Annotated in this window: 14 protein-coding genes; 6 read left to right on the top strand and 8 right to left on the bottom strand. The window is 56.0% G+C overall.

The window, feature by feature from the left end; translation table 11 throughout:
• Positions 1-13 precede the first annotated feature (13 nt).
• Positions 14-3,916: an ATP-dependent RNA helicase HrpA gene (hrpA, locus tag JTA15_RS06100; RefSeq protein ID WP_032678113.1), complete on the bottom strand. Its 3,903-nt coding sequence runs from the start codon at positions 3,914-3,916 to the stop codon at positions 14-16.
• A gap of 205 nt (positions 3,917-4,121) precedes the next feature.
• Between hrpA and azoR the strand changes: the two genes are divergently transcribed.
• Both azoR and JTA15_RS06090 read left to right on the top strand, forming a co-directional pair.
• On the top strand, positions 4,122-4,727 hold the full coding sequence (azoR, locus tag JTA15_RS06095) for an FMN-dependent NADH-azoreductase (RefSeq protein WP_025204253.1): 606 nt from the start codon (positions 4,122-4,124) through the stop codon (positions 4,725-4,727).
• A gap of 96 nt (positions 4,728-4,823) precedes the next feature.
• Positions 4,824-5,507, top strand: a complete 684-nt coding sequence (locus JTA15_RS06090) for an RluA family pseudouridine synthase (RefSeq protein WP_032678112.1) — start codon at positions 4,824-4,826, stop codon at positions 5,505-5,507.
• Between the two features lie 7 nt (positions 5,508-5,514).
• Here JTA15_RS06090 and JTA15_RS06085 read toward each other — a convergent pair whose 3' ends face one another.
• Entirely contained in the window at positions 5,515-6,054 is a 540-nt protein-coding gene (locus JTA15_RS06085; protein WP_014169968.1) for a DUF2058 domain-containing protein, read from the bottom strand.
• Positions 6,055-6,225: 171 nt separating this feature from the next.
• On the opposite strand from JTA15_RS06085, the gene JTA15_RS06080 reads away from it, so the two are divergent.
• Together JTA15_RS06080 and JTA15_RS06075 are read left to right on the top strand one after the other, a co-directional pair.
• Positions 6,226-7,200 (top strand): DUF1852 domain-containing protein, encoded by a 975-nt coding sequence (locus JTA15_RS06080; RefSeq protein WP_014169967.1) that lies wholly within the window; start codon positions 6,226-6,228, stop codon positions 7,198-7,200.
• Between the two features lie 26 nt (positions 7,201-7,226).
• Positions 7,227-8,255, top strand: a complete 1,029-nt coding sequence (locus JTA15_RS06075; RefSeq protein WP_025204256.1) for a methionine synthase — start codon at positions 7,227-7,229, stop codon at positions 8,253-8,255.
• 3 nt (positions 8,256-8,258) lie between these two features.
• Here the strand turns inward: JTA15_RS06075 and JTA15_RS06070 are convergent, their stop codons facing one another.
• Positions 8,259-9,191, bottom strand: a complete 933-nt coding sequence (locus tag JTA15_RS06070) for a LysR family transcriptional regulator (RefSeq protein ID WP_063156018.1) — start codon at positions 9,189-9,191, stop codon at positions 8,259-8,261.
• Positions 9,192-9,290: 99 nt separating this feature from the next.
• Between JTA15_RS06070 and JTA15_RS06065 the strand changes: the two genes are divergently transcribed.
• The gene (locus JTA15_RS06065) at positions 9,291-9,725 is read left to right on the top strand and encodes a DMT family transporter (RefSeq protein ID WP_025204258.1); all 435 of its coding nucleotides are present in this window, start codon (positions 9,291-9,293) and stop codon (positions 9,723-9,725) included.
• Positions 9,726-9,729: 4 nt separating this feature from the next.
• On the top strand, positions 9,730-10,200 hold the full coding sequence (locus JTA15_RS06060) for a DMT family transporter (protein WP_025204259.1): 471 nt from the start codon (positions 9,730-9,732) through the stop codon (positions 10,198-10,200).
• 2 nt (positions 10,201-10,202) lie between these two features.
• On the opposite strand, the gene JTA15_RS06055 is transcribed toward JTA15_RS06060, so the two are convergent.
• Genes JTA15_RS06055 through JTA15_RS06035 form a run of 5 tightly spaced genes read right to left on the bottom strand, consistent with a single transcriptional unit; the run spans position 10,203 to position 13,669 of the window.
• Complete coding sequence (locus JTA15_RS06055) at positions 10,203-10,730, bottom strand: DUF3833 domain-containing protein (protein WP_032678108.1); 528 nt, start codon at positions 10,728-10,730, stop codon at positions 10,203-10,205.
• Entirely contained in the window at positions 10,727-11,251 is a 525-nt protein-coding gene (locus JTA15_RS06050; RefSeq protein ID WP_219372974.1) for a chalcone isomerase family protein, read from the bottom strand. The genes JTA15_RS06055 and JTA15_RS06050 overlap by 4 nt, the downstream gene beginning before the upstream one ends.
• Positions 11,248-11,733: a DUF2878 domain-containing protein gene (locus tag JTA15_RS06045; RefSeq protein ID WP_032678106.1), complete on the bottom strand. Its 486-nt coding sequence runs from the start codon at positions 11,731-11,733 to the stop codon at positions 11,248-11,250. Before JTA15_RS06045 ends, JTA15_RS06050 begins: the two co-directional genes overlap by 4 nt.
• Positions 11,730-12,950, bottom strand: a complete 1,221-nt coding sequence (locus JTA15_RS06040; RefSeq protein WP_047744609.1) for a cyclopropane-fatty-acyl-phospholipid synthase family protein — start codon at positions 12,948-12,950, stop codon at positions 11,730-11,732. Before JTA15_RS06040 ends, JTA15_RS06045 begins: the two co-directional genes overlap by 4 nt.
• A complete protein-coding gene (locus tag JTA15_RS06035) occupies positions 12,947-13,669 on the bottom strand; it encodes a DUF1365 domain-containing protein (RefSeq protein WP_014169958.1) in 723 nt (240 codons plus the stop codon). Before JTA15_RS06035 ends, JTA15_RS06040 begins: the two co-directional genes overlap by 4 nt.
• Position 13,670 lies beyond the last annotated feature (1 nt).

Raw genomic sequence — 13,670 nt, 5'->3', positions numbered from 1 at the left:
CGAACACCCGACGTTACGCCGAAATCTGCTCCATTGCCTGCAAAATACGCTTATCCGAAATGGGATACGGCGTACCGAGCTGCTGGGCAAAGAAGCTGACGCGCAGCTCTTCGATCATCCAGCGGATCGCCTGCACGTCTTCATCGTCACGGCGCGCTGGCGGCAATTTGTTGAGCCACTGCTGCCATGCCTTCTGCACGCTTTCCACTTTCAGCATCTGCGCGCGGTCACGATGCGGATCGATAGCCATTTTCTCCAGACGTTTTTCGATCGCCTGCAGATAACGCAACGTATCGCCAAGGCGTTTGAAGCCGTTGCCGGTAACGAATCCACGGTACACTAACCCGGCCATCTGCGCTTTCACGTCCGACAGCCCCAGCGCCATGGTCATATCCACGCGCCCTTTCAGGCGTTTGTTGATATTGAACACGGTGGTGAGGATCTGCTCGACCTGTTTCGCAATGTCGACCACGGTGTCGTTCAGTTCTGCCCTGACTTTCTCATGCAGTACCGCAAACTCCGCTTCTGACCAGACCGGACCGCCCGCCTCGTGAATAAGCTTGTCCACGCCACAGGAGATGCAGTCGTCAATCAGATCCAGCACTTTACCGTACGGGTTAAAGTAGAGGCCAAGCTTGGCTTTGTTCGGTAACTTCTCGTGCAGATATTTAATCGGTGACGGAATATTAAGCAGCAGCAAACGACGCAGACCACGCCACATCATCTGCTGTTGTTCCTGTGGATTATCAAAGAGTTTGATGGCCACGCTGTCACGCTCATCCACCAGTGCAGGCCAGGCCTTCACCCTGTAGTTGCCGCGTTTTTGCTCGTAGCTTTCCGGAAGCGCGCCAAAGCTCCAGATGTGCAATCCGCTCTGCTCGATACCATCATCAGCCACCGCAGAAAGCGTCTCCTGGACTTTGCCTTTCAGCGCCTCTTTCAGTTCGGTCAGCGATCGGCCTTCCTGCAGCTTTTTGTTTTTGTCGTCCACCACGCGGAAGCTGATTTTCAGGTGATCGGGCACCTGATCCCAGTGCCAGTCGTCGCGGTCGACGGTTACGCCCGTCATGCGCCTGAGCTCACGCTCCAGCGAATCCAGCAGCGGCAACTCCAGCGGCGTTACGCGGCCTAAAAACGCTTCGGCATAGTTTGGCGCAGGCACAAAGTTACGACGCACCGGTTTTGGCAGCGATTTGATCAGCGCAATCACCAGCTCGCGACGCAGCCCCGGAATTTGCCACTCGAATCCGCTCTCTTCGACCTGGTTTAACAGCGGTAGCGGAATGTGTACGGTGACGCCATCCGCATCCGCGCCCGGCTCAAACTGATAGGTCAGACGCAGCTTGAGAGAGCCCTGATGCCAGAAGTTCGGGTAATCGAGTTTGCTGACCGACTCCGCTCCCTCTTTGATCAACATGCTCTTTTCAAAGTTGAGCAGGTCCGGGGTCTCTTTGCTGGCCTTCTTCCACCAGCTGTCGAAGTGGCGGGCAGAAATCACATCGTGGCTGATACGCTGGTCGTAAAACTCAAACAGCGCCTCGTCGTCGACCAGAATGTCGCGGCGACGGGATTTATGCTCAAGCTCTTCCACTTCGGCACGCAGTTTGAGGTTTTCACGGAAGAACGCATGACGCGTCTGCCAGTCGCCCTCCACCAGCGCGTGACGAATAAACAACTCGCGGCACAACGCGGGGTCTATCTGGCTGTAGTTAACCTTGCGCGCGCCAACCACCGGCAAACCGTAAACGGTCACTTTTTCGGTCGCCATCACCGCGCCCTGCGCGCGCTCCCAGTGCGGTTCACTGTATGAGCGCTTCAGCAGGTGCTGGGCAACAGGTTCAACCCATTCGGGATCAATGCGCGCCGCAATGCGGCCCCACAGGCGGCTGGTTTCCACCAGTTCGGCCACCATGGTCCATTTAGGCGGTTTCTTGAATAAACCGGACCCCGGGAAGATGGAGAAACGGGCGTTACGCGCCCCAGTATACTCCTGCTTGTCGGCATCCTTCATCCCGATATGGGAGAGCAGACCGGTCAGCAACGCAATGTGAATTTCGCGGTACTCCGCCGGTTCACTGTTAACCGGAATGCCCAGCTCTTTCACCACCTGACGCAGCTGCGTGTAGATATCCTGCCACTCGCGCACGCGCAGATAATTGAGGAAATCGACGCGGCACTGGCGGCGGAACTGGTTCGACGACAGCGCTTTCTGCTGCTCGCCGAGGTAGTTCCACAGGTTCACAAAGGCGAGGAAGTCGGACTCTTTATCGTGGAACCGACGGTGTTTTTCATCAGACGCCTGCTGCTTGTCCATCGGACGCTCGCGCGGATCCTGAATCGAGAGCGCGGAGGTAATGATCATCGCTTCACGCACACAGCCGTGTTTCTGTGCTTCCAGCACCATGCGCGCCAGCCGCGGGTCAACCGGCAGCTGGCTGAGCTGACGGCCCAGCGGCGTCAGTTTGTAGGCGCTAGCCTGCTCGTCGGTGGTGATGGCACCCAGCTCTTCCAGCAGGCGCACGCCGTCCTGAATATTGCGCTTGTCCGGCGCTTCGACAAACGGGAACGCGGCGATGTCGCCAAGCCCTAGCGCAGTCATCTGCAGGATGACCGACGCCAGGTTGGTGCGCAGAATTTCCGGGTCAGTAAACTCCGGTCGCGACAGGAAATCGTCCTCGGAATAGAGGCGAATACAGATCCCTTCCGACACACGGCCGCAGCGGCCTTTACGCTGATTAGCGGAAGCCTGAGAAACCGGCTCAATTGGCAGGCGCTGCACTTTGGTGCGGTAGCTGTAGCGGCTGATACGCGCCGTACCCGGGTCAATCACATATTTGATGCCCGGCACGGTAAGCGAGGTTTCCGCCACGTTGGTGGCCAGCACAATACGACGTCCGCTGTGCGGCTGGAACACGCGGTTTTGTTCGCTGTTTGACAGGCGCGCATACAGCGGAAGAATTTCGGTATGGCGAAGATCGCGCTTGCTGAGGGCGTCAGCGGTATCGCGAATTTCTCGTTCGCCGCTCAGGAAAATCAGAATGTCGCCCGCGCTTTCATTTCCCAGCTCGTCGACGGCATCAAAGATGGCCTGCAGCTGGTCGCGCTCGGTATCGTCCGCGTCTTCCACTATCGGGCGATAGCGCACCTCCACCGGATACGTTCGGCCAGAGACCTCGATAATCGGCGCATTGTTGAAATGCTTTGAGAAACGCTCCGGATCGATGGTGGCGGAGGTGATGATAATTTTCAGGTCCGGGCGACGCGGTAACAGTTCTTTCAGATACCCGAGCAGGAAGTCGATATTCAGGCTGCGTTCGTGCGCTTCATCGATAATGATCGTGTCGTACTGCATCAGCAGACGATCCTGCTGGATTTCCGCCAGCAGAATACCGTCAGTCATCAGCTTAACCATGGTGTTATCGCTAACGTGGTCGCTGAATCGCACCTTATACCCAATGCAGCCGCCGGGCTGCGTTTGCAGCTCTTCGGCAATACGGTTCGCCACGGTACGCGCCGCCAGACGACGCGGCTGGGTGTGACCAATCAGCCCTTTCACCCCACGCCCCAGCTCCATACAAATTTTCGGCAGCTGAGTGGTTTTCCCTGAACCGGTTTCCCCTGCAACAATCACCACCTGGTGGTCGCGCACGGCGTCAAGAATGTCCTGTTTTTTCTGACTGACCGGCAGGTTTTCCGGGTAGGTAATCTCCGGACGTGCAGCTTCGCGCAGCACGACTTTCCCTGCCGCCTGTTCAATCTCTTTCGCCATCTCCTGATAAATGGCCTGTTGTGCATCAGGATTTTTAACCTTCTTCACCCCGTGCAGACGGCGGGCAAACCGCTGTTTATCACGCAGCATCAGTGAATCAAGCTGTTGCAGGAGCATCGGGAAGGTTAATTTTTGTTGTTCTGTCATAGCGTTAACGGGCAGTGCACTGCCGGGTAAAATCTCTTTTTAATGATTGCTATAGAGTATCACATTGGCGCTTTAAGTGCCTTATTCAAAAAATTCGAACATAGACTTCGATATATTGCGCTATCCCTGCGACAGGATTGTGAATAGAGTGTCAACAAGCAACGGGGCAACCCCCTTCAATCAAATGCAAAAACAGGAATCACCCATGAGCAAAGTATTAGTATTGAAATCCAGTATTCTGGCAGGGTACTCACAGTCTGGTCAGCTCTCTGACTACTTCGTTGAACAGTGGCGTGAACAGCATTCTGCTGATGAAATAACCGTGCGTGACCTGGCTGCAAACCCGATTCCTGTGCTGGATGGCGAACTGGTTGGCGCGCTGCGTCCAGGCGACGCTCCCCTGACGCCACGTCAGCAGGAAGCCCTGGCCCTCTCTGACGAGCTGATTGCTGAACTGCAGGCGCACGACGTTATCGTGATCAACGCGCCAATGTACAACTTCAACATCCCTACTCAGCTGAAGAACTATTTCGACCTGGTTGCCCGTGCCGGCGTAACCTTCCGTTACACTGAAAACGGTCCTGAAGGTCTGGTGAAAGGTAAGCGTGCGATTGTACTGACCAGCCGTGGTGGTATTCACAAAGACACCCCAACTGACCTGGTTGCACCGTACCTGACTCTGTTCCTGGGCTTCATCGGTATCACCGACGTGAATTTCGTGTTTGCTGAAGGTATTGCCTACGGCCCGGAAGTTGCGACCAAAGCGCAGACTGACGCGAAAGCCGCTATCGACAGCCTCGTAGCCGCTTAATCATCCCCCTCTCACCGCCTGGTGGGAGGGTTTCTTACTGTCCCCACCGCTAAAAATTCGCTATCATCCGCACCCACTCTTCTGTCGGGCCGTCTGATGTCTGCGATTATAGATTCTTTTATTGCCCCACCGTGTCACGACGAGATCGAGATCCTCTGGCAGGACGAACATCTGGTCCTGATTAATAAGCCTTCCGGTCTGCTCAGCCTTTCAGGCAAAAATCCGCAAAACCGCGATTCCGTGCATTATCGACTGGTACAGACGTTTCCCGGCTGCACGCTGGTGCATCGTCTGGATTTCGGTACATCCGGGCTGATGGTGATTGCGCGCAATAAAGCGATTAACGCCGCCCTCTGTCACCAGTTTAGCCAGCGCGCCGTGCGAAAGGTATACAGCGCCCTGCTTTGCGGGCATGTGGAACACGACGAGGGCGTGATTGATGCCCCGATTGCTAAAGATCCGGCGCTGTTTCCGCTGATGTCGATTTGTGCAATTACCGGCAAACCCGCACGCTCACGCTATCAGGTGATGGACCGGTTTTATGATGCGGCACTGCCGTTAACGCGGGTCAGACTGACCCCGGAGACCGGGCGAACCCACCAGCTGCGTATTCACTGCCAGCAGTTGGGCTACCCTATTTTAGGCTGCGATCTGTATGGTGGTCTTGCACTGCCGGGCACCGAACAGATACCGCGGCTGATGCTGCACGCCAGCGAGCTGGATTTTGTGCATCCGGTGAGCGCAGAGGCAATTAACGCCCGTCACGCCGCACCGTTTTAAGCGCGACTTACCACATCAAATCGTCAGGAATTTTGAAATCTGCGTACGGATCGTCTTCATCCTGCTCTTCCTGACTCAGGGCGCTGTTTAACACGATACTCTCGGCATCGCGCTGGGCGATTTTATCGGCCACCACTGCCGGGATAATCGCATAGTCGCAGTCGCCATTGGCATTAATCACCAGACGCGCAATCGCCAGGCGGCCATTGATCAGCTGGGCCTGCGTCTGCTTGTCGACCTCGATTTTTTTGATGAGATTGCCGTCGGTAAAGTTAAAGGCGATGGTGCCTCTGGTCACGGTGATGCGGTTCATTTCGATCAGCTGCTTGACCTGCGCTTTAAACTCTTTCGCCAGCGTCGCCTGCTTCTGCTGCTCGCTCAGCTGCTTGTCACGCTCGAGCTGCGCTTTTTTATTCTCTTCTACTGCTTCCCTTGCTTCACGGGCCTGAACGCGCGATTTCTTGGCCGTGCGCTGAACTTTAGCCATCTTCTTACTGCTGACTAAGCCTGCTTTCAGCATCTGCTCTTGTAGGGTGAGTTTTGTCATGATCGTTTCTAAACCGTATTGAAATTTTGGGGATTATACCTGGAAAGGCGCTGTTCATGAAGATAGCTCATGTTGCAGTGAAATTAAGTCACTTCCCCTCCGTCACGGGCTCAGGCATAAATTATGCATTGGTAACTTCTTAGCAACAAGAACTTAGGATGTATAACGACGATGAGTAATGCTTTTACATTTAGCCTTAAGCGTAGTTGCTTTGATGAAAATTATAACCCTTCAGAAAATACGCGTACCACCACCAACTTCGCCAACCTGGCCCGTGGCGAAAAACGCCAGCAAAACCTGCGAAATACGCTGGTGATGATGAATAACCGTTTTAACGCGTTAGCGCGCTGGGATAACCCAAAAGCCGATCGCTATGCGCTCGAACTGGACATTATTTCTGTGGATTTGCATATCGGCGCTGAGAAGCCCTTCCCGGCTATCGAAATATTGCAGACAACGATCGTTGATAAAAAGACCCATGAGCGCATCGACGGTATCGTTGGAAATAATTTCTCGTCCTATGTCCGCGATTATGATTTCAGCGTCTTGCTGCCGGAGCACAATAAAAATCAGTCCCGCTTCGCGATCCCGGATAATTTTGGTGAGCTGCACGGCACTATTTTCCGGCATTTCGTTAACTCACCTGAATACAAAGAGAACTTCAAAAAGGCACCGGTGATCTGCCTGAGCGTCTCCAGCAAAGACACCTACCGCCGCACAGGCAACCAGCACCCGGTGCTGGGCATCGAGTATCGTCCGGACGGTACATCCTTAACCGAGCAGTACTTCGGGAAAATGGGTCTGCAGGTTCGTTACTTTATGCCTGAGAATAGCGCAGCGCCGTTTGCGTTTTATTTCACTGGCGATTTATTACGGGATTACACCAACCTGGAGTTGATTAGCACCATCAGCACCATGGAGACTTTCCAGAAAATTTATCGCCCTGAAATTTACAATGCGAACTCGACCGCCGGAGAATGCTACCAGCCCGATCTGAATCATGAGGATCATTCATTAACAAAAATTGTTTATGACCGCGAAGAACGCAGCCGGCTGGCAATTGAACAGGGCAAATTTACGGAAGCGTATTTCATCAAGCCCTATAAACCTCTTCTTGAGCAGTGGTCAGGTCACAACACGCTTTAATTAATCGATAATAAAGGTCTTCTACTATGAAAACATTGCTCCCGACTTCAACGGCTGGCAGTTTGCCTAAGCCAACCTGGCTTGCGCAACCCGAAACGCTCTGGTCGCCATGGAAATTGCAGGATCAGGAATTACTTGCCGGTAAACAGGATGCGCTGCGTTTATCTCTGGATGAGCAGATCCGTGCGGGCATTGATATTGTCAGCGACGGCGAACAGACTCGTCAGCACTTCGTCACCACCTTTATTGAACACCTCAGCGGCGTTGATTTTGAGAACCGCCAGACCGTGCGAATTCGTAACCGCTATGACGCGAGCGTGCCGACCGTGGTGGATGCCGTCGCGCGTCAAAAACCGGTGTTCGTTGATGACGCAAAGTATTTACGCCAGCTCACGGATAAACCGATCAAGTGGGCTCTGCCCGGCCCGATGACCATGATCGACACCCTCTATGACGCTCACTATAAAAGCCGCGAAAAGCTGGCCTGGGAATTTGCCAAAATTCTCAACCAGGAAGCGAGGGAGTTAGAAGCGGCAGGCGTTGATATCATCCAGTTTGATGAACCGGCCTTTAACGTGTTTTTTGATGAGGTGAACGACTGGGGTATTGCCGCGCTGGAACGTGCCATCGAAGGTTTGCGCTGCCAGACCGCGGTCCATATCTGCTACGGGTATGGCATCAAAGCCAATACCGACTGGAAAAAAACGCTCGGTTCAGAATGGCGGCAGTATGAAGAAGCCTTCCCTAAACTGCAGACGTCCAATATCGACATCATCTCGCTGGAGTGCCACAACTCCCGCGTACCGATGGACCTGCTGGAACTGATCCGCGGCAAAAAGGTGATGGTGGGTGCCATTGACGTGGCGACCAATACCATTGAGACGCCAGAGGAAGTGGCCGATACGCTGCGTAAAGCGCTGCAGTTTGTCGATGCCGACAAGCTGTGGCCATCAACAAACTGCGGGATGGCCCCGCTCTCACGTCAGGTAGCCAACGGAAAGCTCAACGCCCTGAGCGCCGGCGCCGACATTATCCGTAAAGAACTCGGCGCGTAATCGCTACGTCTGCCAGTAAGGCGGGGTGCCGAAAAGCGCCACGTAATGATCAATCACCGCCCTGACGTTCAGGGGCGGATGACGGGCGTGAGGATAGATCGCCGCAATGTTCAGCGGCTCGGTGTTTATGGCGCACTCCCGTTCCGCGAGGAGTGCGACCAGTTCCCCCTTCTGCAGTCTGTCGCCAATCAGCCAGTCCGGAAACAGCACGATCCCCATCCCGCCCAGCGCGGCAATGAGCAGCGACTCCGCATTATTGGAGGTCATCAGCGGCACCACGGGGTAATGCACCCAGGCTTCCCCCTGACCTCGCACCAGCCAGCGATTGGGACCTGACGACCCGCGGTAGACCAGGCACTGGTGGCGACTGAGGTCATCCGGCCCGTCTGGCACACCGTGTTTTCGCAAATAGTCCGGCGACGCGGCCAGATGGTAACGCTGCTGGCCAAAAACCCGCGCGTGAAAGGTTGAATCCGTCAGCATGCCGATGCGAAAGATAACGTCGGCGGCATCTTTGTGCGGGTCGATAAAGTCATCGGTCAGCGTCAGCTCTATATTCAGCCGGGGATACCGCGCCGCCAGTGCAGGCAGACCAGGGGCAACGTGTCGCTGCCCAAAGTACACCGGGCCATTTATGCGCAGCGTGCCGGAAGGCTCCGTCGAACGCTCATCCAGCTCACGACGCGCCTCCTCCAGGCTTTCCACCATCGCTCTGGCGTAGCGGATAAAAAGGTGGCCGCTTTCCGTTGGGATCACCGCCCGGGTATTACGATAGAAAAGTTGCTGGCCGAGCGCGTCCTCAAGCTGATGGATAACGCGTGAAACCTGCGAGGCAGACATCCCCTCCCGCCGGGCGACCACAGAAAAGTTTTGCGCTTCGTAAACCGCAATAAAAACCCGCAGCGAGCGGATATTCATATTTCCGGCATCAACCATTAGTGCATTTCCTGCAAAGGTGTTTCCTGCATTATGGCATTTTTCTCATCGATGTTCAGGGCTAGTCTGTTTCGCCTTCAGAACGTAGAGATAATGAATATGCAATGGATGTTAATTTTACTGGTTATTCTCGGCGGCATGGGCCTCTCCGTAGAGGCTGGCTTGCTGGGGCCACTGGGTGGGGAAGTCGGCGATTTATGGGCCACGTTCAGTATTTTCGGTACAGGTGCCGCGCTGACGTTTCTGCTGATGCTGTTTTTCAGCCCGCGTAACAGTCCGTCGTTTTTCGCACAGCCCGCATGGCAACTGCTCGGCGGCGTACTCGGGCCCGTTTACGTCGTCATTTTGACCCTCGCCACGCCGGCCATCGGCATTGCCCTGACGATGATTGGCATTCTGGCAGGTCAGGTCTTTAAGAGTCTTATCATTGACCACTATGGGTTGCTGGGCACCACGCCCAGAAAGATTAACGGTAAACGCATCATCGCGCTGCTTTTCATCATTGCCGCGCTGGTTCTGGTTGCACAGGGGTAACAAAATGACACTGATTATGATTATGTTGGCAGTGTGTGGCGGTGCGACGCTGAGCATCCAGGCCGCCATCAACGGACAGCTGGGAAGCAGCGTGGGCGTCTTTAAAAGCGCGTTTCTGACGTTTTCCGTTGGTGCGCTGGTCACCGCCCTGCTGATCTTCTTCTTTGAACCCAAACAGGCCGTTACCCTGATGGACGTGCCCAAATGGCAGCTGCTCGGTGCCCTGTTCGGCGTGCCCTACATTGTGATAATGGTACTGGCGGTACAACGCATCGGTACCGCCGTTGCCACGGTCGCGGTGATCTTCGGCCAGCTCACCATGAGCATGTTGATTGACAGCTTTGGCTGGCTGGGTAACGCCGTCATTCCGTTTTCGCTGAGCCGTCTCGGGGCCATCGTCTGCCTGGCCATTGCGCTGATCTTCATCTACCTCAGCAGCAAAACCCCCGCCGAACCGGCACCCAGGAGCGAGTAACGTCACGCCTTGCGGGTAAAGAACAGCGTCACCGTGGCGACGGTGACGCCCAGTTTCTTCAGCTCTGTTTTATTGAACAGATGGGTTTCATCCTGCAGGTACATCCAGTCGTCAAAGTGCAGCAGCCAGGTGCTGCCATTGGCTTTCACCTGCATGCTGTAATGCCAGTTGAAGGCGTTTCCCGCCGCCTGCCCGGTCGCCACCCCTTCGATATCCCCTGCCGTGCCTTCGTAGCGATCGCCCCCCATCCGTCGGATATGCCATACCCGCTGCTGCTTTTCGCCGTCGTCATAGACGAAATGTTCATTGAGCGTCAGCGTATCGCCGATAACGTCCCCGGCAATCTCAACGTGAAACCGGCGCAACTGTTTACCGCTGCGATCCTGCACCATGCCCCACGCTTCGGTTTTCCCCTGAAAATAGTGGAAGATATCCAGCTTCGGCTGCTGCTGACGGTATTCCGTCACCTCTGTACTGCAGCCGGCCAGCAGCATCGTTACCGCCAGCGCGATGACCAGAATACGTTTCATTGTTGCCCTCCTGTCAGCTGCTGACGCAGCGCGGGATATTGCGTGCGGGGACTGAGCCAGATTGCCAGAAAGCGCGTGCTGAACGCGGCGGACTGACGTGGTCCCAGTGGAATAAAGTTTTTCTGCGCCGCCGAAGCGCGGTACCAGAACTGCCCCTGCCTGTCGGTGACCACAAACGCCAGCTGGCTGCCCGGCCCAACATCGGGCCAGAGCGACTGGAGCATATGTAGCCAGGCTTCGCTTTGGGGCTCCTGCTCGAGGATCCCCTGCGCCTGCCACTGATCGCGAGTTGCCTCAACCAGGTCGTCACGGTCGATTTCACGCGCGTAAGTGATGATCAGCGCCCGATCTCCGTTCTCCCCGCTGTAAAGCCCCTCCGGCGTGCGAAGCTGTGAGGTATAGACGGTGAACGGCCCCCAGGTCAGCGTGGCGTCACCGACCTTGCGCCAGGTCAGCCAGTCGGCAGCCTGAGCCACGGGGGACAGGATTATCAGGCAGAGAAGCAGTGCCGCAGCTCTCATTTTTGTCTCCCCACCAGCAGATGGAAAAACAGCATCAATACCAGCCAGCCCGGTGCCATCCAGCTGATGACAATAAAAGTCGGCTCCAGAAAAGTAATGGCGCCAAGCCGTTCGCCAATCAGATAGGCGACAGGCCCGCCCACGGTTGCCAGCAGGGTCAGCAGCCAGCCGGGTAATGTTGTTGTGCGCGTCAGCTGAGTCCAGACGGTGGCGAACATCAGCCACAGTGCCACCATCCACAGCGGCAGTAGTGACTCACCCGTAAACGCAATCAGGCCCGTCAACGCCCAGAGCGCATCCAGCAGGCTCCCTGCCGCGGCCAGCGCAATGGCGTAAAGTCGGTACGCGGACGGCAACAGCAGGCAGGCCACAACCGCCAGCACGATCCAGATAATCAGGCCCTGCTCGCGAAAGAGCACCACCAGCGCCCAGTAAAAATCGAACGCGATAGCCAGCAGAAAGACCTGCAAATAATGTTTCATACGCGCTCGGCGGTCAGCTGCACCACGCTGATGGTGCGGGCGTTAAACCCGGCTTCGCAGTAACCGAGGTAGTACAGCCACATCCGACGAAACCGCTCATCGAACCCAAGCTTTTCAATCTCCTGCCATGCATGCACGAAGCGCTGGCGCCAGAGAGCCAGCGTGCGGGCATAGTCGGGCCCCATATCAAAGAGATTGCGCATCACGAAATCGGTGTGGCGCGTCATAAGCTCATTCATGGCGGTGATGCTTGGTAAAAAACCGCCGGGAAAAATGTAGCGCTGGATAAAGTCGACGCTTTTGCTGTAGTCGCGATAGCGCTGGTCCTGAATGGTGATGGCCTGTATTGCCATACGACCTCCCGGTCGCAGCCTGGCCTGACAGGTGCGGAAGAAGGTTGGCAGATAGCGCTGCCCCACGGCCTCAATCATCTCTATCGAGACCAGCTTGTCGTACTCTCCGGTGAGGTCGCGGTAATCGCACAGCAGTACCTCAACGCGATCCTGCAACCCGGCGCGGACAATCCGTTCTTTCGCCCAGAGATACTGCTCCTGCGACAGCGTCGTGGTGGTCACCCGACAGCCATAATGACGGGCGGCATATTCCGCCATCGCGCCCCAGCCGGTGCCAATTTCCAGCAGGTGATCATTGGCGTTCAGCGCCAGCTGATCGCACAGGCGAGCCATTTTGGCCTGTTGAGCCGCCGTGAGATCCTGCTCATCTGCGGTGAACAGCGCACTGGAGTAAAGCAACTCGTTGTCCAGAAAATGGGCATAGAAGGTGTTACCCAGATCGTAATGCGCGGCAATATTTTCGCGGGCCTGGGCGCGTGAGTTTCGCCGCGTCCAGTGACGAAGCCGTTCAAGTGGCCTGCTGAACAGACGAAATCCCTTTTCCAGCCGGCCAAGCACCTGCCCGTTAAGCGCCAGGATCTCAAGCAATGGTGTGAGCTGTGTGGTTTCCCATTCGCCATCCATCCAGGCCTCAGCGGCGGCGAGGCTGCCCCCCGTTAAGACACGCCAGTACACGCCCGGGCTCAGGATCTGAACGTCCGCATGCAGCGCAGCGGATGTCTCGCCGAAATGGAACGTCTGAGCACCCTCACGCAGGGTCAGCGAGCCGCCGCGGATACCGCTTAACAGACGAAACAGCAGCCAGCGCGCGATGCGGACGTTGCGCGGGATATCGGGTTCAAGCGCAAAGACGGGATCGGTCATGAGCGTTCACTCCTGCTGACGGGATGGTTATACAGCGGCACGCGCTTGAGCCACAGCCGCAGCGCCTGCCAGTAAATAGCGAAAACGGTTTTGAGGGTCATCAGTGGAATGCGCAGCAGCAGCGACCGCAGTGCCGCCCGGGTAAGCGGCTCCCGGCGTAGCGCCAGCGTGGCGTCAAACACCTTCGCTTCCTGATGGTTTTCAATGTGCATATGCAACGAGTCGTCAGGCGGGTTAAAGCGCCAGTGGTAGACCATGTCCATCGGGTTAAAAGGGGAAACATGAAACGCTTTTTCTGTGGGACGCGCATCCTGCCCATTCACCGCGTAGTAATGACGCTCATTCCACGGGGTATTGCGAACTTCCGCCAGCACCCAGCGCAGCGTCTCCGCCCGGTCATAGCAGTAGTAAAAGTTGACCGGATTAAAATGGAATCCGAAGTAGCGCAGCTGCGTCAGGAGCATAACCCGCCCCTGCGGCCGTTCTCCGGTCAGGCTTTCAAGCCTGGTGAGGACGTTCTCTTTAAGTGGCGTGCCCAGCGGATAATCCGCATCATGGAACGAAGCGGCGGCAACGCGATTGCGACGTACCCCGACCGCGGGCAACGTCTCCAGCTCATCGAGATCGAGCCAGGCCATAAAGACGCTGTAGCGGAACTGGTGCGCTTTCGGCCGGAAGCGACGATGGCGTAAGACACCGTGATAGAGGCAGCTGTTCATT

Origin of the sequence: Enterobacter sp. BIDMC 29 (genome assembly GCF_019378755.1) — a bacterium.
Lineage (GTDB): Bacteria > Pseudomonadota > Gammaproteobacteria > Enterobacterales > Enterobacteriaceae > Enterobacter > Enterobacter ludwigii.
This window is presented reverse-complemented; position numbering and strand designations above follow the sequence as displayed.